This is a genomic window from Desulfopila sp. IMCC35008 (assembly GCF_010646885.2).
GTDB lineage: Bacteria > Desulfobacterota > Desulfobulbia > Desulfobulbales > Desulfocapsaceae > Desulfopila.
In genome coordinates this window covers 4,826,056-4,847,472 of sequence record NZ_CP050700.1, presented here as the reverse complement: position 1 = coordinate 4,847,472, position 21,417 = coordinate 4,826,056, and the positions used below count along the sequence as shown (strand labels likewise).

The following is a 21,417-nucleotide window of genomic DNA, read 5'->3' as shown; positions in this document are numbered from 1 at the left end:
TCTGCTGCACCGATTCACAGTTGTGGCCGAAGTGTTTTTGATTACTCTGTGGGTCTTATAGGCTCATCTGACTAGCCATCGGGAAAATGTATCAACAATGAATTATATCATCTTGTGTACCCTTACAACAGGTGTGCTTTGGGGGGTGATTTCGTAAGCGCCAATCCGGTATGAACCATGGTCTTCTTTCATCGCCTCGCTGCAACGGCTTGGCAATGACTGAGAAGGGCTGAAAAGAATGAAATGTTCAGCTTGTATGTATTTCTTCCGGCTCAAATTCTGTGAGATATCCCACGTGGTCGGAAACCCTCCTGTAATATTGGCCTGAAAAGACAACCTTCGACCTGACTGGATGCAAGGATGCGTTTTTATTGGCATATATGTAATCAATTCTGTCGTCATCAGCCCAATACATTTCCCGCTTTGGTAATGTCTCCTTGAATATTTCAGCAAACAGTGCAGGAGATGTTGCTCGTAAAAACTGGTCTTCGTATTCTTTGTCATCGACTATCAGCATGTACCCCTGGGAGCCTGCCTTTATGTTAAAATCACCACACAACAATGTGGCAGCAACCTGAGCTGAGTCTTCCTCGTCTGCCCATCGTCGTAATGTTTCGAATTGTTCACGAAAACCCTCGCTCCACCAGCTAAGGTGGACAGAGAACACATTGACAATCCCTATGGCCGGGACGTAAACTTGAGCCATAACTATTTTTCTGGCGTGGATACTGTTTATATCCTTACTGGTAGAAACGTAAGCGGCTTTTCTTCTAAGAAAAGGGTACTTACTCAAAATAGCGCTTCCTTCCTGGTAGCGATCGAATCCTATATGTGACCAGTCTTTGTAAAGATGATAGTAACGACCACGCTCCCGTAATCGGTTCCGAATTATCCTTGCTGCATTAGTTCGCCACTCTCCTTGGCCTGTATCATTACGCACTTCACCCACTTCCTGCAAACAGATAATGTCGATATCTATCTCACTGATTGCCCGGGTAATTTCAGTAAATTTTGCATCCTGATCTTGTTCTTGATAACAGTGCAGGTTAAGGGTTAAGAGCTTGAAGCTATTATGACTTGATATATAATTACAACCGAAGTTGTTGTCCCAGATTTCCCCATTTTCAGTCACACATCCGATGGCATATTCAACCTTGAAAGCTTTACGTGTTCTGAGATGTCCAGTCCAAAGCGAAATTTTGTTTGAGCCGGGATTCGGTTCGACTTTTTGAGTCTTATGGATACTGTTATTTCCTTTTAATGTGCAGAGGGTCTGATGATACGTTCTCCAATTGTCTGTGGTCCAACGCACAAACACACGTTGGGCCAGCAGGGACCAATGAGACGCCACCACAATTTGCATTATTTCACTTTGGGGCAGCAATGAATTATAATCAATGAGAGAAAGTAAAATGTTTGCCCCCAGCGCAAGACCGGTATCAGTTGACAGGAAATAAGTACTATTGTGATTATTATCCCAGTAATTCATACCGGAGACGCTGTACTGTAGAGCAAAACTGATAGTACCGGGCAGACGTTCTGTGACTGAAGAGCTGTAAACTGTTTCAGCGTACCACTGCTCGCGACCGCCGCCAGATTGGCAAGAGAAAAATGCAGGAAGCTGGTGCCATTTATTATCAACACCAGCCCAATGAACAGTGATCTGTTTTTCGTATGCAAGGTTTTTCACCAGAATACCAAACCTCAGCTTCTGGGTTGTTTCACCTTTATCCCTTGAAATTATGCTTTGGGCAAACACGAGCTGAATCATGGGCATCTCAACAGCCAGTCTCCTGGAAATTTAGAAAACATAAGTGCGGACGACGGGGAAATCCTTTTACTTCCAATATACCCGCATAGTATGAAGAATCTCGTGGATCTCATACTCATAGGCCCTGGCAGCCTGTTTGTTCGAAAATACGAGTAAATGATCATGCGAAAAAACAGAGGTGTTATACCAGTTAAAACTACCATCCAGAACGATCTGGCCATCAATTACACAATACTTTGAGTGTAATGGAGAATAAGGAACAGCATGATCATTGATCCCGTATACCAACCCAATGGGGACTCCAGCCTGCTTCAGTCTGGCGATAGCCGGCAGTAAAGGTTTTTGAAGTTCCTCGGTCATTGGGGATTCTTGTCCTCCATCGCCAACTCTTGCCATGTGTCCGTTGAATATGAATAAAAGCTCAACACCTCGATTCTTCGCACATATAAGTGCATCTATCACGCTGTCTCCATGATCTCCCTGCAGTTCACCTAAAAGAAACAGACAGGCTTTTATGGAAAATCGGGCTCCATGAATTTTAGATATTATTGCTTGATGCGGACGAAAATTATTTCCGTTCATCATCTTGTGACGACCAAAAGTATACAGCAGATTAAAATGGCTCAAGGGATCAACTCCATACTGTTGGATCACTCCGCCGCGAATGCTTTGAAAGATATTATCAAGAAGTCGACAGACCCCTGCTGAGTGAAATGTTGCACCGGACTCCCAGTTTGCCCCCCAGGTGTCAAAAGCTATGTTAAAAGATCCAAGTATACAATCTTCACTGCCGAAGATTATGAATTTATTATGCATGTCAGGAGCAACTTCCACAAGTGTATCACTGGAGGAGCAAAATACCCCCAGTAATTCGATACCGGAACGCTTGAGCCGCAGATAGTTGTCACTGTTGGTTAGAGTCATTTTCCGCCAATCGACAATGCACTGGACCTTTACATCATTGTTGTGCGCAAAAATCAGGTGGTTTATGAAATCAGTATCATCAATGCAGTCAACGCATACTTTTATTGTTATTTCCTGCTCCGGTCTTTTCTGTTTTTCCTCCAGTAAGCCATTAATCTTATTATGGATAAAACGCTTGGGGTGATAAGGGTGATGAGACAGTCCTCTGGTAAACTTTGGTGTTATATTGAGTGACTCAAAGTTCCTGTTGTAGTGGTCAACATCTCGCTGCAGAATGTTGGGCTTGACCTCTGTTGTCCGGTAGGTGTTTCCAGTAGCCCAGAGTCCTGTAATTTCTCGCCACTGGGCTCGATTGTCCTCAAAATTACTTCTCTCCATAAATATGTAGTCATACTGTGAGTTAAAGGATTGTTCACCCAGATGAATGATATATGAAAATTTGACACAGGTTACCTGACCAAGATTCATCGGAAATGGGTGGATAAAAAAGTCCCTGGTAACTCGTTTATGTTCAAATTGCTGAACATCATAATAATCTGTATCAACAATGAACGATTCGCAAACACCATCGTTTCGGTAAACTTTAAGAATCACCTTAACATTGTTGAAAATGTCGGCCCTCGCCTGAAATCGAATTGTACCGTTGCGAATGAAAAAATATTCATTAAAAACATTGAACCTCTTCCTGCTTGGAGACAGTTCTCCAGCCAGAGGAGTTACGTATTTTTCGGCAAACTGCATACCTTATCCCCTGTTACCAGAAATCAAAAGATGTCGGTCTGCTGATCCAGCATCGCATTGGTTGAAAATGTCATGCAACAGTGTAGGGAAATGCCTGCCAGGACGTCTGGCATTGTTGGTGCATCAGACGATAGCCTTTGTGCAGCAATCTCTTCTGAAAGTCGTTAAGTTCTATTAATTCGACACCGCATCGCCATAATAAGATAGTGCCGTTTGGGATAGAGACCCGCCGCCGAAATCTCAGTCGCCCTTTAACCTGAGTAATACAATATTCAAAATCAGTGTTGCTATCAAAGATCAGAATATCCATAATGAAGGTGCTGTCTGTCATTTCCGCCGGCTCGGCACACAAAAATGATATGCCCTCTGGTGTTACATCATAGAGAAGGGTAATCAGTGGTTTCTTCAAATTTGACAGTGCCACGATACCGTTCGCCCTGGTTCTGATCGATTTTCGTTTCATGCTGTAAGGGACTCGTGAGTCGTTAGGCTTGTGCAGCTATTATGTGTCAGGTTGACCCTCATCTGTCGGATCTCGAAGGAACTTTTGACTTCCCGGCTTCGTTGTTTTTTCGGTTACATAGCGCTGCTATGCGTCCTCAGTCCTGCCTTGCAGGAAGCCAAAAATGCGTCTCGAGTTCTCGATATTCGAGACTTGACATGACCCTGGAAACATTTACCCGGGCAGGTATTTTTGCCGCTATCGCAGCTTTCCAGTAATTGCTACAGGGCATGCAATCATTAGGTCTGTAGATAAAATTATGTAGATAACTGAGGCGATAAGCAATACTGCATTTGATGGGGAAATACGGGATAGAAATACCGTATTAGAGAGGCGATGTGATGAATTCATGAGTTTTTTGGGTGCTGTTTTTCCCGAGTATTCCGTAACAATTTCTATATAAAATGATTCGCAGGGAGGGGGGGACGTGACAGGGGGCGTCGAGACCACAATCATTCGCCGTCGCTGCAGCTTCATGTGGCACAGATAATACAGACATTGCCAGCTTCTGAGCAGATCTCTTCATAGAGCAGATGCGGTTTGAATTCATACCTTTTCGAGAAGTGAAAAGGAACAAGTTGTTTGACCCCTGCACTTTTTGCAATCCTTGCGGCGGCTATGGTTGTGAGATGCTGGGTAGCCTCTGCCTTGCCCTGGTCCGCTTTGGCAAAGGCTGCCTCGCAAAATAAGGTGTGAGCTCCATGGGCAAGTTTAACGACCTTTCTGCGGTTCTCTTGAGTGTCAGCCATATCAGCTACGTACGCAAGCTTCTTGCCGGGGGTAATAATTGCCAGCAGCTTTGCCAGTTCTCCGGCTGTTTGTTTTGAGCCGTCGGGCAGGTCAATATATACGTCGGTTGATTGTGAAGAGATGCATTTCTTCAACTGCCCGAGCCAGGGCCCGGAATTCAGGTTCAGCTTGCGAAGTTTGTCTTTTCTGATACTGATTCCCCGGACAAATTCAAGTGCATAGGCAATAGAGGGAATATTATGATCACAGATTGCAGCCCGTATGTTGATGTCGTCATCTGCAATGATGATACCATCTTTTATTGTCCTTGATGGCAGAGAGACTCTTTTTCTGCCGGGTTGCAGTTGTGCCTGTATGAGTTCGTTCTCACGTATTTCGGCAACGATGAACATTGGTCCTCTATCGTCAATCCTGTCCCAGGTGATAGCGTTGAGGAAATGCTCGAACCGCTCAATTGACCCATCCGGGCCGAAGATTGTGCAGGGACCGAAGGGGCCAAGTCGGGATCGGAGAAACCAGATAAAACCGGCGATATGGTCAAGGTGAGCATGGCTGAGAAACACTGCTTCGACTTGATGGGCGATCTTGGCTGGCAAACGGGCAGGAGCACCGAGGTCAAAGAGAAAGCTCCGTTTCTGGTTGCGTAACCGTACGTGCAGAAGCGGATCCTCGAAAACCCCTCCGACCAGGGTCGCCCAGGCGGCTCCCATATGGATTGAGAGTGGCTGGCTGCGGGCGTCAGCTGGCCGGTAGGCAATCCCCATATCTCCTGGGACACGCCGGGTGGTATGTGTACGTGGAGAGGGAGGCGGCACCGTGATGAGGTGCCCTGCCTCGTTGCGTCCCGCATCACGTATCAGCAATGTTGTTGCCTGGGCAGGGCTGTTTCTCACAATCCTGGCGGTCAACTGATTGGCGGTACATCCAACAATTTCCCCCATGGCAACCAAATTTCCTGCGCTATCCAACAGAGCCACCTGCTTGCCGAGCCAGGCATCCGGCGTGTCGTTGGGTGGTGGGGTCCCGATAGGATGCATTGCCTGGAGATCGCATTCTTCTCTTCTCGCTGAAGCCAGAAATTGATCCCACAGCTTGGTTCTCGATTTCGCTCGTGCTGTTTTTGTCGGTCTTTTGGCCGCAGCTGATGCAGAAACGCGGAAAAGTGGCACTGAGAGTGCGGAAAGTTCATTTTCTAATGGCAGATCAGACGTCTTGCACAAGATGAGTAGAGCCTCGATCGCAAGTGTTTCCACAAGAGATAGCAGCAGCTCGGCGCCACCGACGCCCTTGACGATGCCAGGTGGGTCGATCAGAAGCGTCGATCCGTCATTGTGGGATTGTGCGGTCAACAGTAAATTTCGGGCAGCGACGATCAACGGAAGCCGAAAACGGGCACTGTTAAGGGTGCAGAGAGGCAGCATATACTGGCACAGGAGTTCACCCGTGTTCATATGGGCGATGCTGACAGCACCAGGTACACCGAATGGCGGAGTCCCGGGATCCAGCTCCAAAAGCATACAGGGGTGAGCTTGCAGACTCATATGACGCAGCAGCTCTACCGCGAGGGTTGATTTGCCTGTACCCGGTTCTCCCCAGAGCAGGATGCGACGGTATGGCTGAAGCCGTACTGTGAGGGTGGAAAGGAAATTCTGTCCGATTGTTGGTATATCCACAGCGTGCATACGCGTTTATCCCGGATATTTAACGAGAACTCGCAGATTTGTTGAGGCAGTTGTGAATACAGGGACGTTGTGTGGTCGGGCCCAAAAATTGTGCCCCACAAGCGACCATACCGGCAAGGTCATGGTCGTTTGTGGTATTCCCGATTGCGTCCTCCCGTAATGAGTTTTGTTAAATCCATTAATTGTTCGGAAAGAAGTTCTACAAGATCGTCGAATGTCAGTATGCCCTGCAGAACTCCCCGATTATTGACTACCGGAATACGACGAATCCCCTTGCTTCGCATTTTCTTGATAGTATCCATAATATCATCGTCTTCCCGGGCTGTTACCAAGTTAAAACTCATTACGTCTCCAACTGTTACAGCTTCAATATCAACATCTTCCGCCGTAAGTTGAATCACGATATCCCGATCAGTCATGATGCCGATTGGAAAACGCTCGTCCTCTCGTTCCTCAATGACCACGACATCACCCACATGATATTTACGCATAATTACAGCTGCTTCGCGAATAGAGTCGTTCTTCTTGACGAAAACCACCATGCGATTGCAAATTTCACCTATGCTCATTGTCCCGTCCCTTATGAAAGGTTAACTGGAACCCCATCCGCTGGCAGCTTTTTCATGAACAGGCTGTACGGCTTGCACGGGGTCGGTAACTAGTTCCCTGAGTCCTGAAAATGCACAGTTGCCTAACTGATTATAGCATAATAGAGCGCTGTGAGACAAAACCATTATCAGGGTTGTAATCGTGCCAGGTCCACGATGGTGGGGACAAGACCTTTTACCACCCTGGCCAGGCGCTGATAATCGAGTTTTTCCGGAGTATCCTGCACCGTGTGATAGGCTTTATAGCGAAAGAACGCGGTATCCGTGATCATGATGGCCGGGTAACCCTCCTTCCAGAAAGAGTTGTGGTCGGACCAGCCAACACCGGTGACAAAAGCGGGTGCAGCCAGTCCCTCAGCCGGGAACAGGGCGTGAGTGCGAAAGGCAGTGATGCTCTGCCTTACGAGCTTACGGGATCTGATGTTTCCGACAAAACCAATAAAATCAGCTGTGTCAGGGTAAAAGAAGGAGAAGGGGAAAGGGTAATGCTGACTGCCCGGTGTATCGTTGAAATAACCCATCGTTTCCAGGGAAAGCATACCGACAATATTCTCCCGACGGTCACGAGACCTTCTGGCATAGTGGCGACTGCCCATGGACTTGCTGTAAAAAAAGGGAGGCTCTTCATTGGCGAAGACCACCAGGCGTATGGTACGTTCCGGCAGGCTTTTTGCCAGCAGGCGTGCCAACTCAAGCAGGACGGCGACGCCAGAGCCATTATCGTTTGCACCCGGACAGTGAGCGACTGTATCATAATGAGCCCCCACTACCACTATAGCTTCAGGTTGCCTGGTACCGCGGACTTCGACCTCGAGGTTTTGCGCGATGACATTGTAGGCACTGAACTCCTGAATGTTTACCTGATAGCCCATAGAGCGTAACGTTTTCTTGAGATAGCTTACAGTGGTAGCCATGGACGGTGGTTCCCAGATGTTGCGGGGGCCGATCTCATCTGCCAGAACACGGACATGTTCAGCCAACAGTCCGGCACTCAGGTGCTCCTGAGGCGTCAGTTGTGGTAACGGACCGTTAAAGGAGGTTCCGGGCATGCTGATAAATGAAAAGAGGCTGCTCATAAAAACCAGAGGTAGAACAGGGAGCCAGTAACGTGCTCTTATCCATTTGATACCTTTATATTTTAACATATTACCAGGGGGTTCGTTGGCGGCGAACCGGTATCAACCATAAAGTGACGAGTATGGCTATGAACCAGATACAATAGGCTAAGGCTACGGTACCCCAGGCAAAATCATAGTATATGAATTCTCCCACCCACTGCTGGATTACCGTCTTCCTATAGGCAACACCTGTAGTTTCGAGTGAACGCAGCTTTCCCTCCCAGTCTGTCAGGGGACATATCTTATTGAACACTGCAAGCAACACAACCACTGCCATAGATGCGAGATGGGAGTAGCGAAACCAGGGATTATGGATGAATTCTCTTCTGAATAGCCTGCCGACAATTATGACTGGCAGACTGAGCAGGTTAAAGGCGACAACACCGGTGTGGAAAATGAGTACCAGGTCTGCAAGTATGCTATAGATTCTCACGCTGTGACAGTTCCCTTTTGTTTCAGCATAATCGTTGTGCTTTCAATGTTTGATCTTCCGGCAATTTCTGGCTGCACATAGCAGCCAGGGCGTAGCAGCCGATGGCCAGCCAGACGACGGTGTCAAAACCCCATCGCATTGCAAACACCTGGGCAAGGAGAGTACCAAGAACGGAGGTGAACCCGTTTGCACTCCAGGCCCAGGGAATTAAGTGCGGCTGAGCCATACCAAGTCGTCTCAGTCCTAGAGGAAAAACCATCCCCATAACTGTTGCCAGGGGGGCAATGAATAGATACGCCACGGTAATGCGCCCTGTCAGTGCAAAACCTTCAGTCCAGCCACTCATCCAATCGATCCCCGGTAGCAGCATAATCGCCACAGCCACCACGGTACCTGTTATTCTCAAGTGAATCTGAGGTAACCTGTTGTGGATAACGGAGCTGATACTGCTGCCAATACCACCAAAGAGCATGAATCCTGAGAGAACCGTCGCTGAAGCCCAGACCGGATGAGCGAGGTATACGGTTAATCGTTGCAGCAGGCCAATTTCCAGAAGCATAAAACCACATCCGAGAGAGCTGAAAAAGCCCAGGACAGTTAGCTGATCAGTACGCCCTCCCGGGAGCCCGATTACGGGGATGAGCGGCAGTACAATAAAAATCAGTGCCAGAAGTAAAGCCTGTATCAATGCAGCTGTGAGCAGGAGGGAACCAACCTCGACATAGGTTCGGCCATATCTGCCTACATTCCTCAGTTGTTTATCACCTGTCGGCCATCGGTTGAAGTGTCTGAAAAAAGGTTTGTTGTCATTCGGAGGCGCGAGTTTATAAAAATATTCATCGACAAACCGGTTGCGTTCTTCTCCCACCAGTGATTTTGCACCGTGAAAAAAGACATCCGCTTCAAGTTGGTGAAAAATGTTGGTTTCCTCCTCGTTCAGGTCCGGAAGCCAGACCAGGTCAAATCCCCGGTTTCGGCAAAATAGACGAGTTGTTGCCAACTGATCCGGGGTCAGTGGACTCTTGGTTGCTACAATGGTCACTGTCGACCAGCTACGGATCATGGCAAGATGTGCTGCCGGATCCAGCTTATTTTCATGCAGGAGTTCAACGAACAAATTCAGGAGCCGCAGGCTTTCCCGGGGTGGTTGGTACGCAGCCGTGCTGACACTCAACAAACCGTCCTGGCGAAGATGTAAAAAACACAAACGCATCGTCTCAATGGTCATGCGCGTGTCCGGTTCAGTTGCGGACAATCCCCCAGGATCTTTGCCCACAGTGGGCAAAACAATAAGGGGATAATTGTTAGATGATTTTCGCAGTTGTTCACGTAAGGTTCCGGTAACCAGTGTAACCTGGTCTGCAATATACGTATTAGTGCCGGTCATATCCAAGGTACTGTTCATCAGTTTCATAAACAGCCAGTTACCGGTAACGGCTCTGATGTCCTCTACGCCGTGAATAAGTGCCAGTCCCAACTGAGCGGCCCCGGGATCATGGTCAATCAGAACCTTTTCGACAGGACCCATGGCATATGGAAGCGCCATGGTGGTATGGTCCATGAATTCATAATCGTGAACTGAGGATATCGCGTAAAGACTGCCGGTGACCTGGCCATCAATGACAATCAATGTCTGTTGCGGCAGCGCCCTGGCATAGTTCAAGGCCACTCCTGGTGCTGTGTGGTATGCAGGTGCTTCCATCAGTTCGATCATGCCCTGCGGGCTGTATCTGCGGGTCACGGTTTTGCTGTCTGCCATGGCCTTTATCTGGACGATATCCTTGTCCTCTGAAATTCTGGGAGCATGCGGAACCAGGAATAACTGAATCGACATAACCAGCACCGCTATCATCCAGGCCGCCAGCTGGGGGAGTCGCTGTACCAGGAGCAGTGAACCGGCCAGGACCGTGCAGCCGCCAAGCAGGATGAGCAGTCGTGGTGAAATCACAAACATCAGAGGCAGGGCAGCAAGACCACCGACAGCTGATCCAAGGAAGTTGGCGGCATAATGCCCGCCCACGCTATCGGGTTGGTCTTCCAGAGCCAATCCGATAAACATGCCACCAAATAGAAATGGGATGCCGAGAACCAGCTCCAGTTTCCCGATACCTAACATCATCGTCGGCTGCCAGACCATCTGGATAAGGTTCAGCTCAATCGTATCGGCCAGCCGGACAGAGGCCGGTAAACTCAGCCCCAGCCCAATAAGGGCATAGTATTGCAGCGTCTGGCGGTGTATACGCAGGAAACGATGAACCAGGATCAGCACAGTGCCACTGATGCCGAACCCGAGCAAGCCTATACAGATCGCCAACCAGGCAAGATGCTCCCAGAACCTGAGGGCAAGTTCACGCATCAATGCAAGTTCTGCGAGGATGATCACTGCTGAGGTCAGGAAAAGTACCAGCCGTTGTACCCACCGACGTCTGTCAGTCATTTTCGTACCAGGGGCACAAAGCGAACGGGTGATATATTCCTGCTGGAAATCGTGCCGTCCATATTCTTTGTTACCAGGATAAGATATTGGGTCCCGTAACGCTTCCCTACAGGAATAACCATTCGACCTCCTTTCTCAAGCTGGGCCAGTAAAGGCGGAGGAATATGGCCTGCGGCACAGGTCACAATAATGGCAGAAAATGGAGCTGCTTCGGGCCAACCATAGTAGCCATCACCGTGGCGGCTCCTGATGCCGGTATACCCTGCGGCGGCCAGATTTTTTTTGGCTCGCTCCAGGAGTGGTTCTACTATTTCGATACTGTACACCTGGCTACTTATCTCGGCGAGTACGGCAGCCTGATAGCCTGATCCTGTGCCGATCTCCAGAACCTTGGAATGCGCGGTGAGATCAAGCAACCTGGTCATTTCAGCGACGATATAGGGCTGGGAAATCGTTTGCCCGTAACCGATCCCAAGAGGTGAGTCATGATAACTGTATTCCCGGTATTTTTCAGGAACAAACAGATGTCTGGGAACCCGTGCCATTGCGTCGAGTACCGTTTGATCCTTCATGCCATAGGACTGAATAGTGGCAAGCATTTTCCGCACCTTCTGCTCCGGCACAACTGTCGATACCTCTGACGCTGATAGAGGTATTACAAGAAAAAGGTACACGAGAGTTTGCACTACGGTGATGATCGTTGTGAAAGTGGTGATATTTCGGGGGTTGGCTGGGAAAATGCGCCGAATTGGGTTCATATCCTCCTCCAGATGGCAGATGGAGCCTGCATCACCAAAAGAGTCTGTGCCAATATGCTTACATCAATATGGCGAGCTCAACATCTCCGGCCTTTCTGACCACATGAACACCGGCTTCATGAAAATTGCGCCGGATCTCAAGATCGACTTCACCATTGCTGGTTTTCAGGTTCAATATGCGAAGTGAATCGATATAGTCCGGCAGAAAAGGCCGTGTAAATCGTATCTCTGGTTTCTGGTGAGAAAATGTTAAACCAAGGGTTGCCTGTAACATCATAAATACAGCGCCACTTGCCCAGGCCTGGGGGTTGCAAGCCACCGGATAAAGAGTAGGTGCCTGCTCAGGGCGCTTATGAAAACCACAGAACAGTTCGGGCAGCCGGTGGAGATCAACCTCGATTGCCGTATTGAACAGACCAGTAAGGACGATTGACGCTTCAGTCATGAATCCGTATTGAGCCATTCCCATAGCTATAAGTGAGTTGTCATGGGGCCAGACAGAGCCGTTATGATAGGACATTGGATTGTAACGGGCTTCTCCTGCTGCTATGGTCCGTATGCCCCAGTCACTAAATGATTTTGGCGAGAGCAAGGTTTGGACAAGGGCTTGAGCAGTATCCTCCCGGGCGATATTTGAGTAAAGCGTATGTCCGGCGTTGGAAGAGCGGACTTTACAGGGTTTTTTTTCACCATCCAGTGCTATGGCATAGGTTTGAAGATCTTCAAGCCAGAAGTGTTCATGAAATGCATCCTTTAAAGCGGCTGCCTCAGCATCCAGCTGTATGGACATGTCGGGATGGCCAAGAATCCCCGCCAACTTTGACATTTGCAGTTTGGCTTCGTAGACGTACCCCTGTACTTCGCAGAGTGCGACAGGTCCACTGACATTGGAACCATCTGCATGATAAACAGAGTCGTCAGAGTCTTTCCAACCCTGTTGCAGAATTCCTGAAGTAGATTTTCTCTCATATTCAACAAAGCCGTCATTATCAAGATCACCGGATTTATCGATCCAGTCAAGAGCAGCAAGAAGATTGGGCCAAAGTCTTTTTACGGTCGCAAGGTCTCCGGTCCGTTCAAAGTAACGCCCAGCCAGTACGATGAACAAGGGCGTCGAATCAACGCTTCCATAATATTTTGCAAAGGGAATTTCCTGTAAGGCCGCCATTTCTCCCTGGCGAATCTCATGCAGGATTTTACCGGGTTCGGCGTCACTTTCGGGGAGACATTCGGTCGCCTGGTGATGGGCAAGAAATTGCAACACACCACGGCTGAGGTCCGGGTAGATCCAGAGACTCTGGAGGGCTGTAATTATCCCGTCCCTGCCAAACGGTGTAGAAAACCATGGTATGCCGGCGTATGGATATAAACCATGTTCGGTATCTGAAATCAACAATCGCAAATCAGCGGCAGAGCGGACCAGCCAATCATTGAGTTGTTCGTTTGAAGTGAAGATATCGACAAACGTCGTACGGGTGTTTATGGATTTTTCACGGCAATGCGTATATGCTGTGGCAAATGGAAGAATGTTTTTGGTTTCCTGCCGGTTCGTACATGAGACGGTTATCTGTATCTCTTTTGATTCCTGGGGGTCAAGTGATATGGAATAGTATGCTTGATTGTCACTGATGCGTGCAGGCGGCGGGTCAAATTCGACCACTGTTTGATACATCCTGCGATCGAGCCCTTTATAGCTCAGCCTCATCCTGTTTGCGTACACCTCTGTGGCTTGTTTATCCCCTCTCTTTTTTCTCTCCATCCCTCGTACTTCAAAAATATCCACATAATCTGAATCCACTGTAAAGCCGATATGGAATGAATAGTTTTGGGTGTCGTAGTTGGTGAATCGAATCTGCTCGTAATACTGATCATTCCAGAGCAGTTTTGAACGAAAAATATGCACCTTTCCCTTACCCATATAGAGCTGTCCGTCTTCGTACATATCAGCCGTTGTCAGATCGATTGCCAGCTGGATATTGTCATGGGACGTTGATGAATTCAGCAACATTGGCTGCCGTTGATTTATGAGCATCTCGAAATGAGACAGGTGTCGGGTCCCTTCATAGAATAGCCCCTGTTCTCCAACACCGATACGATGGATATCCCCGAATCGATCAAAGATGGCGAAAGATTCATTGTTCTTGAGGACCCGGGTCTGCAGGTCGGCTCTGGAAGAGCCCGCTTTTATATACCAATAGTCGTCTATTTGGATGACGTCCTTCATCGCTACCCCCGCATATCAGCCTGGGCCTCCTGACGGGGCAATACATGGCTGAGGGTCAATAGATTACGGTACACCTCCAGGTAACCTTCAGTCATCCTGGAGGCCGTGAAACGTTTCTCAAAGGACTCCCGGCAGCGGTGACGGCTTATTGCGCCCAATCTGCCGACTGCGGCAACCGCCTCCTCAACAGAGTCAACGATAAACCCGTTAATCAGGTTTTCGAGTACTTCCGGAACAGAACCCTTATTGAAAGCAATCACCGGTGTGCCGCAAGCGAGTGCCTCTATCATTACCAGCCCAAATGGTTCCGGCCATTGAATGGGGAAGAGCAGGGCCGCGGCATTTCCTAAAAACGCGGATTTTTCGAGTTCCGTGATTTCCCCGACATAAGTAATAAGAGGATGATCAAAATAGGGTTCTATATGTTCTCTGTAATAGACATTTTCGACCAGATCGATCTTGGCGGCGATGCGTAACTCCGTGTCGCAGCGCAAAGCAATTTCAATGGCCTCCCTGATTCCTTTTTCTTGTGTGATCCTGCCAAGGAACGCCATGTACCGGCCGCGATCAGGTTGGAATGTATACGGTGGTGCGTCAATACCGTTGTAAACGGTGCCCTGCCAATGAGCCATCGGTAAAGGGAGACGTTGATTATCAGATATCGAGACAACCGGCATGTCGCTATACTCGTTAAAAATCATGGTGAGTTCGGGGATATCGAGCCTGCCATGCAATGTGGTGACCTGATTTGGCAGGAACCTTCTGGAAAACGGAAAATGGAGGTAATCTGTGTGGAAGTGGACGATGTCGTAATGAGCGTTGTCTTGAAAAAGTCGTTCGAGCTGCAGAATATGCGGTACCACCATGTCGTTGCAACATGGGTTTAAGCGAAGTGATTGAGCTATCGTGGGTACCAGTTTTGCGCTCGTGAAAGAGTCGCCACTGGCATAGACCGTGACATCATGCCCCTTTTTGACGAGCTCTTCAGTTAGAAAGAAGACGATTCTCTCTGTACCGCCATAAGACCTGGGGGGGACGGATTCGTGCAGTGGTGCAACCTGGGCTATTCTCATATCAAAGACCTCCTCGGAGAATACTACTATCAAAGAACGAACCCTGCTTTGCCCTCAGTTCCGGTGGTGCCGAAAGTAAAGTTTTTGGCGGCATTGATTCAGTGCACCGGGTTGTCAGTCTACCCCTGACATCTCAGGTGATTCACCGGTTAAGATGTACTATCGAAGTGTCAGGTCAATTGCATCCTTTAACGCTTGAAGATTGTAGGGCTTTTGCAGGAAACAGGCTGGCCGTTCTTTGAAGCTGCCTCTCATTACATTCTCTTCGCTATGCCCACTGGCAAGTATCATCGGGATACCTGGAACAATTTTCCGTAATTCCTGAAGTGTCTTCATCCCATCCAGGTGAGGCATGGCAAAATCACTGAGTACCAAACGTATTTCGTATTTATGACGCTGAAAGACCTCAATCGCCTCAAGACCGTCCTCCGCGGTAAGCACCGAGTAGCCGAGACGTGTTAACATGACGCAGGCTATCTTCAGAACCGTTGTGTCATCCTCAATAAGCAGGACAGTCTGGTTATGCATGTATCAACCCCTGAGCGGATGAAAACGTTATCAGGCCGCTCCATAGTGAAAGCACTCTTCTTCTGCCACACTTACATCTCATTCATTCATGAAAAAAACAAAATTTAACAACATGCAGATACGTGTCTGCTCGTTCAGAGCTTTACTACATGGTCTGCAAACGGACCCTTATCGCTTGACTTGATCTCAAACTGCACCCGATCTCCCTCGTTGAGGGTCCTGAACCCCTCTGCCTGAATTGCAGAGTGGTGCACGAATATCTCCTTTCCATCATCCTGCTCTATGAAACCGTATCCTTTCACCTCATTAAACCACTTCACTTTTCCCTCTGGCATTGCTCGTTCTCCCTATTTATTTGATCGTTCAAAGCTGCTGTGTGGGGCTTATGGCGAGGAATCCTCAAGCATCCATTCTCTGGTCAACGGCAGATCGTTTCGTACTCCTGCTGAAAATAAAAACTGGAATACATGTAATTTTCCAAGCCTGAATAAAGCGGAACAACCTGCAAGGTATAATCGCCACATTCGGATAAAACGGTCATCAAACATCAAGCGAATTCGTGTTTCATTTTCTTCAAAACGCAGCCCCCAGCTATCGAGGGTTTTGCTGTAATGTATACGCATGTTCTCACAGTCGATAAAGCTGAGACCGTGTTGGGTTGTGTTTGTAAGAATTGAACCAATATCCGGCAGATGACATCCCGGGAAGATATATTTCCTGATCCAGCTATTGGTCGGCTCCTCCAGCGTTTTGCCAATAGTATGGAGCAGCAGGAGGCCGTCGGGGCGCAGCACCTTTCGGGCATTTTTTAAAAACCGGTTCATATTTGCTTTACCCACATGCTCGAACATGCCAACAGAGACAACCTTGTCAAATGTCTGGTTCAATAGAGGAAGATCCCGGTAGTCCATATATTTGAGCTGGACACGACCCTGAAGGCCCTCTTTTTTGAGTTGATCCCTTCCATATGCAAGTTGATCCTTCGAAAGTGTAATACCCACACCGCGGATGCCGTACTGTTTTGCAGCATTGATGAGCAGACCACCCCAGCCGCAGCCGATATCAAGCAAATGTTCATCAGGTTGTAGTTGGAGCTTCCGGCAGCAGAGATTTATTTTCTGGATTTGCGCCTGTTCCAGGGAATCTCTGTCGTCCTTGAAGTAAGCACAGGAATAGAGCATCTTCGAATCAAGCCATAATTTATAGAAATCGTTACCAAGGTCATAATGGTATGCGATGTTTCGTTTATCTGCCTTCTTGTTGTTCCTCTGTAGCAGGTTGAGAGCGACAGAGTTCAGCAGGGATGTAGGTTTTTTGTCCTGGAGCCGATCCGATAAGAGGCCAACGTTGACAACCTGGCTGAGGTCACCTTCAATTTCAATATCCCCATTCATGTAGCCTTCACCAAATCCAAGCGGCAGGTCAAGAAGCACTTTTTTCAGAGCACTTTTCGTTTTAAAATAGACCGTGAAGTCATCGCCTTTCCCAACCTTGTGCACCCTGCCGTCCCAGAATATGATTTTAAAATCAGCATGATCGTTTCGGTCAAGAGCGTCACAAAAAATGGCTTGAAGAGCGTTTTTTCCTTGTTTGCGCATCGCAGTTCCTCACGTCTCTGATAGAGTAGTGGATTACGTTATTCGATGGTGATTTTCTTCACTTTACTCGTTTTGGATTTTGGTATTCGTATCTCTAAAATCCCTTCCTGAAAAGACGCCCTGGCCTCGTCGCCAATGACACTGTCCGGTAAGCTGAAGCTGCGGGAGAACGATCCGTAAGAGCATTCAACTCTGTGGTAGTTTTGTCTGTCGATCTTTTGCTCCTGCTTTTTCTCACCCGAGATGGTCAGGCTATTCTCACTGATATCAACATTGAGATCCTCTTTTGTGACCCCTGGAATTTCTGCTTTTACCACCATCTCGTTTCCATCATCAAAAATATCCACGACAGGCGTCACAATAGTATTGGCTGTCTCCTGAGCTCTTGACCACATCGGATGCCTTAAGAGCGAGAACGGATTACGGAAAAAATCATCAAAATAGTGTTCCATCTCTCTGAACGGAGACATTTCATAGGGGGTATTTTTAACGACGATATTGGCCTTCTTTTTTTTCTGGTCTTTCATTTCATGTCTCCTCCTGAGATTATTCAACCAATAACGGCAATTTCTAGTAACCCCTTTTGGGGGGGGCATGAACTGTGACATCAGGAAAATTGCAGCCTGCTGGAGGCCTTTCTCCTGTGCCACTTGCTTTCCGGCAGGCTAAAACATGATGACAAGCATCGAGGACAAAGGATTATTCACCTGCGCCCTGGCCGGGGTGCTGAGCCTTCCGGCAGAGCTTGCTTTCCATGCCATTTTATGGTGTATTTGTTTTGCCGTTCTTTCCCCTCGCGATTTTGCCCAAACAACTTCGACAGAATCGTTATCTTTCAGGACGTATCTCTCGTCTGTAAGGGTTCTATTCACCATTATGAGATCTTCAGGTGAAACCTTGATGCCGGCTTCCCTGAGATATTGCCCGACAGTCGAATGGGCAGGAAGATGATGTATCAACCCTTCTCTTCCGAAAATGACAATATTGTTTTTATGACAGCTCCGGTAAAGGAAACGCAAGAAATCCTCCTTGCTGGTAGAGCAATTATGGAGTGGTTGAGGTCGTTCAGTTGTTGATGCGGTCTGTTCCTGTCTTTTGTACTGCCAGTGTGCTGCGCATCCGTATTCGGCTTCTTTATGCATGCATATCGTTCTGATTTGGAACTCTATAGGTTTGTACGCAATACCCCTCACAGGATATACGCAGGTATGAAGTGACTGGTACCCGTTCTTCTTTGGAAAACCTATATAATCATCGAAGCTTCCGGGGATGTGCTGGAAATGTGCGTGCAGAAGCCCCAGCACCCGATAGCACTCTGGGACCGTCGTAACAATTATGCGAAGCCCAATACGGTCCATGATTGATTCGAGAGATTTATCTGAATGACATATTTTGCAGTGAATACTGTAAAGGCTTTTGATTCGCCCCTGAATATCTGCGGCAATACCGTTTTGCTTAAGTAAACCAACCAGCGTGTTCTTCAGGATCACCAGGCATCTCTCGTCTTCTGCCGAAAGAGGTGCTACTTGACTTTTGAGAGCATTGTAGACTTCCGGATTAAAAATATTGAAGGCCGTATCTTCCAGGTTTCTACGTAACGTCCGAAAACTGTGTTTGCTGGCCAGCTGTACTGCGAGCCAGAGAATGTCTTCGACTTTTTCCCTGTTGTACTGTTGTCTTTTGATAATAATGGTTTGCAGTTCAAACAAGATGATTGCCAGTGCAAGGAGGACCTGGTTCGTGTGCCCGGAGAGGGGGGGCGACAAGGCTTGAATATTTTCAGTGCAATCCGTACTGGAAAATGTTCCTGGTCGGTATTGAGGTGGTGCAAAGTGCTTCAGAAGCGAGGATACATTGCTGCCAAACTTTTTGGTAACAACAGCAAGGGGAATAAACCGACCCCACAGGAGGGGAGCTGTCAGGAAGGCAACGATCACATCCGGGGCAGCTTTCTGGTCAACAAGAACCTGTGCGACCCCCTTTATGAGAGATGAAGGTTCAGGAAGTTTGTCTTTGGTCAGCTCGAGGGCTTCATGAATAAAGCTACACTCTTCACGGGTGTAGTTCTGCTGCAAAGTTACGAGAAGGTCCTTTTGGCATCCTGACTCTGATGTTTCGTTCTCCATGCTTGCCTCCTGCAAATACCAGAATTGCTGCCTGCCTCCCCCTCGTATGCTGCATCTGGAATCAGAAAAATGTATTGCCGTTTCAGGCAACGAAATAGGTATCACGGTACAATCAGGACCGGACAATAAATAGTGTTGAGCACTTTGTGTGTTACGCTGCCGAGGAACAAACCTGCAATATCTGAATGTCCGTGGGAACCCATTATTATCAGGTCATATTCTTTTTTTTCCGCTTGTCTGGCCAACACCGGGCCTGGTAAACCATAAATCGTTTCAAGTGCATACTCGACTCCTTGCCCCTCAAAAATATCCCCTGCTTTTTTCACGATAGCTTCTGCCTCCTTCATCCGTGTCCACTCAAACTCCTTCATGAGTGAGATCGGCACTTCAGAGATATAACTTGACCACCCGTAACAGTTCACTATAGTCACGTGCGCTCCGGCGAGTTTCGCCAGATAAAGCGCGTATTTCGCAGCGTTTACTGAATGTTCGGAGTCATCAAAGGGGACAAGGATTTTCTCTATTTCCATGATGCGAAACCTCCTGCGGCAGTAGAAAACATTTGAAGGGTCTCTTTCCAGCAAAAAGGACTGGCCTTACTTTGGTGTCTCCATCTCGGCCATAATCTCGCTGAAGCACTCAGGGCAGCAACCGTGCGTCAAGCCCGAGCCGCTTTTTCGACAAAGGTATTCTTCAATCTGCATCCATTTCCCTTCTCCAATTTCCGTACCGCTGTCATCCCTGATTCTTTTGCAATACACACAAATCGGTAGATACTTCTCATAAATTTTGATTTTCCTGAGCGCGTCCTGTTTTTCAAAAAAGAGGTCCATTTTCAGGAGCAATTCCTCTGTATCACAGGGCTTAAGAAAAAAATCATCTGCACCTGCACGAATTGCATCGATTGCCAGCTGCAGGTTGCCATATCCTGTGAGGAGGAAGACACCTGTTTCATTATTAATTTTCTTGATCTCCTGCAAAACTTCTATCCCGCTCATTCCTTCCATCACAATATCGGTGATGACCAGGTCAAAAGAGGTGGAACGAAATTGAGCCAGGGCATCTTCACCGCTTGTGGCGGATTGTACGGAGAAGGAATGTCTCTTGAGTAAGCTGCCAAGCGATAACAGGACCGGTTTTTCATCATCAATCAGCAGAATGGTTTTATTATGCATCTGATTTATCTCTTCAACCTGAGGAAATCCTGCCTTCTGTTTTGTTGACATCCCGAGGTGTTACATTTTCCCTGTGATAATTTCCCGATAGTGCGTGTGGTTGGCTATCTGTCAAAGATGGTACAACGGCGGAGGCACCAACCCTCTTCATATGGATAGTCGAAGATTTATGGCAACGATTCGCAGTGGGTTGGTGCCTCCTGTCTCAAAATAGATACTCTTGCCGCAAAGCGACGGCTCTCTGTTGTCTCGTTTTCAGAGTTTTATGACGTGATCGGCAGCAAAGCCTTTCGGGCCCTCTACAACCTTGAAACTCACACGCTCACCCTCGGAAAGAGATCTGAAGCCCTCCACCTGAATAGCTGAGTGATGCACAAAAATGTCGCTTCCGTCATCCTTCTCGATGAAACCATACCCTTTAGCCTCATTAAACCACTTCACTGTTCCTTCTGGCATTGCTTGTTCTCCTGCAAATGAATTTGAAATCCAGCATTGTTAACCCGGTCAAGGGCCTGTAAGTACCTGACGTATGATAACGATCTGTTAAGTAATTTGATTATTGTACCTCCAGCAGTCACCAGCATTGACGCTTTCTATGGTTGTATTGAGCATCTTTTTCAATGCAGGTTTTTGATTTGTTTTTTCAAAATAGATAATTACCTACTCTACAGTTGATATTCTGTGGGAAAGAAAGATGAAAAGCAATACTGCACTTTTGGAAGAAATACGGTAGATAAATACCGTATTGTGAGCGTGAATTGATGAACTTCGTTAGTTATTTTTTTGTGCGTTTTTCCCGGTTTTTTCTGAGATATCCACGGTGAAAAGATACCTTGGGAAGGGGAGGGGTGATCGTCTGAAAACCTGCGATTTAAGATTGGGTCGGTACGAACCTTTTCATATGTCTCTCTTGTCGTGATTGTTCCTGTAACTTCAGTGTCTCTGGCCGTGTATGTCTAGGTTTTTGTA

Annotated in this window: 19 protein-coding genes; all 19 read right to left on the bottom strand. The window is 47.7% G+C overall.

The features are described 5' to 3' along the window. Window positions 1–247: 247 nt before the first annotated feature. Window positions 248–1,771, bottom strand: coding sequence for an endonuclease/exonuclease/phosphatase family protein (locus GA520_RS20860; RefSeq protein WP_163337515.1), 1,524 nt, complete (start codon window positions 1,769–1,771; stop codon window positions 248–250). Window positions 1,772–1,837: 66 nt separating this feature from the next. Next, window positions 1,838–3,436, bottom strand: coding sequence for a phosphatidylserine/phosphatidylglycerophosphate/cardiolipin synthase family protein (locus GA520_RS20855; protein WP_163337514.1), 1,599 nt, complete (start codon window positions 3,434–3,436; stop codon window positions 1,838–1,840). A 70-nt stretch (window positions 3,437–3,506) separates the two neighbouring features. After that, window positions 3,507–3,899 (bottom strand): hypothetical protein, encoded by a 393-nt coding sequence (locus tag GA520_RS20850; RefSeq protein ID WP_163337513.1) that lies wholly within the window; start codon window positions 3,897–3,899, stop codon window positions 3,507–3,509. A 512-nt stretch (window positions 3,900–4,411) separates the two neighbouring features. Further along, a complete protein-coding gene (locus GA520_RS20845) occupies window positions 4,412–6,370 on the bottom strand; it encodes a Clp1/GlmU family protein (protein WP_163337512.1) in 1,959 nt (652 codons plus the stop codon). Window positions 6,371–6,489: 119 nt separating this feature from the next. Then, window positions 6,490–6,939, bottom strand: a complete 450-nt coding sequence (locus tag GA520_RS20840; RefSeq protein WP_163337511.1) for a CBS domain-containing protein — start codon at window positions 6,937–6,939, stop codon at window positions 6,490–6,492. A 167-nt stretch (window positions 6,940–7,106) separates the two neighbouring features. Then, window positions 7,107–8,054 carry a M28 family peptidase gene (locus GA520_RS20835; RefSeq protein WP_205749236.1) on the bottom strand — a complete coding sequence of 316 codons (948 nt, stop codon included), beginning with the start codon at window positions 8,052–8,054 and terminating at the stop codon, window positions 7,107–7,109. Window positions 8,055–8,124: 70 nt separating this feature from the next. Beyond that, window positions 8,125–8,529 (bottom strand): DUF2784 domain-containing protein, encoded by a 405-nt coding sequence (locus GA520_RS20830; protein ID WP_163337510.1) that lies wholly within the window; start codon window positions 8,527–8,529, stop codon window positions 8,125–8,127. A gap of 22 nt (window positions 8,530–8,551) precedes the next feature. After that, window positions 8,552–10,966 (bottom strand): hypothetical protein, encoded by a 2,415-nt coding sequence (locus GA520_RS20825; protein WP_163337509.1) that lies wholly within the window; start codon window positions 10,964–10,966, stop codon window positions 8,552–8,554. Beyond that, a complete protein-coding gene (locus GA520_RS20820) occupies window positions 10,963–11,724 on the bottom strand; it encodes a protein-L-isoaspartate(D-aspartate) O-methyltransferase (protein WP_163337508.1) in 762 nt (253 codons plus the stop codon). The genes GA520_RS20825 and GA520_RS20820 overlap by 4 nt, the downstream gene beginning before the upstream one ends. Before the next feature lie 58 nt (window positions 11,725–11,782). Continuing rightward, the gene (locus GA520_RS20815) at window positions 11,783–13,948 is read right to left on the bottom strand and encodes an amylo-alpha-1,6-glucosidase (protein ID WP_163337507.1); all 2,166 of its coding nucleotides are present in this window, start codon (window positions 13,946–13,948) and stop codon (window positions 11,783–11,785) included. 2 nt (window positions 13,949–13,950) lie between these two features. Then, entirely contained in the window at window positions 13,951–15,021 is a 1,071-nt protein-coding gene (locus GA520_RS20810) for a glycosyltransferase family 4 protein (RefSeq protein ID WP_163337506.1), read from the bottom strand. A gap of 159 nt (window positions 15,022–15,180) precedes the next feature. After that, window positions 15,181–15,549 carry a response regulator gene (locus tag GA520_RS20805; RefSeq protein WP_163337505.1) on the bottom strand — a complete coding sequence of 123 codons (369 nt, stop codon included), beginning with the start codon at window positions 15,547–15,549 and terminating at the stop codon, window positions 15,181–15,183. A 134-nt stretch (window positions 15,550–15,683) separates the two neighbouring features. Further along, window positions 15,684–15,884: a cold-shock protein gene (locus tag GA520_RS20800; protein WP_163337504.1), complete on the bottom strand. Its 201-nt coding sequence runs from the start codon at window positions 15,882–15,884 to the stop codon at window positions 15,684–15,686. Between the two features lie 48 nt (window positions 15,885–15,932). Continuing rightward, a complete protein-coding gene (locus GA520_RS20795) occupies window positions 15,933–17,147 on the bottom strand; it encodes a cyclopropane-fatty-acyl-phospholipid synthase family protein (RefSeq protein ID WP_163337503.1) in 1,215 nt (404 codons plus the stop codon). 38 nt (window positions 17,148–17,185) lie between these two features. Further along, window positions 17,186–17,674, bottom strand: a complete 489-nt coding sequence (locus GA520_RS20790) for an Hsp20/alpha crystallin family protein (protein ID WP_163337502.1) — start codon at window positions 17,672–17,674, stop codon at window positions 17,186–17,188. A gap of 138 nt (window positions 17,675–17,812) precedes the next feature. Continuing rightward, window positions 17,813–19,273, bottom strand: coding sequence for a bifunctional (p)ppGpp synthetase/guanosine-3',5'-bis(diphosphate) 3'-pyrophosphohydrolase (locus GA520_RS20785; RefSeq protein ID WP_163337501.1), 1,461 nt, complete (start codon window positions 19,271–19,273; stop codon window positions 17,813–17,815). 101 nt (window positions 19,274–19,374) lie between these two features. Then, entirely contained in the window at window positions 19,375–19,803 is a 429-nt protein-coding gene (locus tag GA520_RS20780) for a universal stress protein (protein ID WP_163337500.1), read from the bottom strand. 66 nt (window positions 19,804–19,869) lie between these two features. Beyond that, a complete protein-coding gene (locus GA520_RS20775) occupies window positions 19,870–20,448 on the bottom strand; it encodes a response regulator (protein WP_163337499.1) in 579 nt (192 codons plus the stop codon). Between the two features lie 255 nt (window positions 20,449–20,703). Continuing rightward, window positions 20,704–20,904 carry a cold-shock protein gene (locus GA520_RS20770; protein WP_163337498.1) on the bottom strand — a complete coding sequence of 67 codons (201 nt, stop codon included), beginning with the start codon at window positions 20,902–20,904 and terminating at the stop codon, window positions 20,704–20,706. Between the last annotated feature and the right edge of the window lie 513 nt (window positions 20,905–21,417).

Bases quoted from the DNA above. Each gene is read 5' to 3' on its own strand.
- GA520_RS20810 (WP_163337506.1), bottom strand. From the start codon at position 15,021: ATGAGAATAGCCCAGGTTGCACCACTGCACGAATCCGTCCCCCCCAGG.
- GA520_RS20855 (WP_163337514.1), bottom strand. From the start codon at position 3,436: ATGCAGTTTGCCGAAAAATACGTAACTCCTCTGGCTGGAGAACTGTCT.
- GA520_RS20790 (WP_163337502.1), bottom strand. From the start codon at position 17,674: ATGAAAGACCAGAAAAAAAAGAAGGCCAATATCGTCGTTAAAAATACC.
- GA520_RS20850 (WP_163337513.1), bottom strand. From the start codon at position 3,899: ATGAAACGAAAATCGATCAGAACCAGGGCGAACGGTATCGTGGCACTG.
- GA520_RS20860 (WP_163337515.1), bottom strand. From the start codon at position 1,771: ATGATTCAGCTCGTGTTTGCCCAAAGCATAATTTCAAGGGATAAAGGT.
- GA520_RS20845 (WP_163337512.1), bottom strand. From the start codon at position 6,370: ATGCACGCTGTGGATATACCAACAATCGGACAGAATTTCCTTTCCACC.
- GA520_RS20770 (WP_163337498.1), bottom strand. From the start codon at position 20,904: ATGCCAGAAGGAACAGTGAAGTGGTTTAATGAGGCTAAAGGGTATGGT.
- GA520_RS20835 (WP_205749236.1), bottom strand. From the start codon at position 8,054: ATGAGCAGCCTCTTTTCATTTATCAGCATGCCCGGAACCTCCTTTAAC.
- GA520_RS20805 (WP_163337505.1), bottom strand. From the start codon at position 15,549: ATGCATAACCAGACTGTCCTGCTTATTGAGGATGACACAACGGTTCTG.
- GA520_RS20785 (WP_163337501.1), bottom strand. From the start codon at position 19,273: ATGGAGAACGAAACATCAGAGTCAGGATGCCAAAAGGACCTTCTCGTA.
- GA520_RS20795 (WP_163337503.1), bottom strand. From the start codon at position 17,147: ATGCGCAAACAAGGAAAAAACGCTCTTCAAGCCATTTTTTGTGACGCT.
- GA520_RS20825 (WP_163337509.1), bottom strand. From the start codon at position 10,966: ATGACTGACAGACGTCGGTGGGTACAACGGCTGGTACTTTTCCTGACC.
- GA520_RS20780 (WP_163337500.1), bottom strand. From the start codon at position 19,803: ATGGAAATAGAGAAAATCCTTGTCCCCTTTGATGACTCCGAACATTCA.
- GA520_RS20775 (WP_163337499.1), bottom strand. From the start codon at position 20,448: ATGCATAATAAAACCATTCTGCTGATTGATGATGAAAAACCGGTCCTG.
- GA520_RS20800 (WP_163337504.1), bottom strand. From the start codon at position 15,884: ATGCCAGAGGGAAAAGTGAAGTGGTTTAATGAGGTGAAAGGATACGGT.
- GA520_RS20815 (WP_163337507.1), bottom strand. From the start codon at position 13,948: ATGAAGGACGTCATCCAAATAGACGACTATTGGTATATAAAAGCGGGC.
- GA520_RS20820 (WP_163337508.1), bottom strand. From the start codon at position 11,724: ATGAACCCAATTCGGCGCATTTTCCCAGCCAACCCCCGAAATATCACC.
- GA520_RS20840 (WP_163337511.1), bottom strand. From the start codon at position 6,939: ATGAGCATAGGTGAAATTTGCAATCGCATGGTGGTTTTCGTCAAGAAG.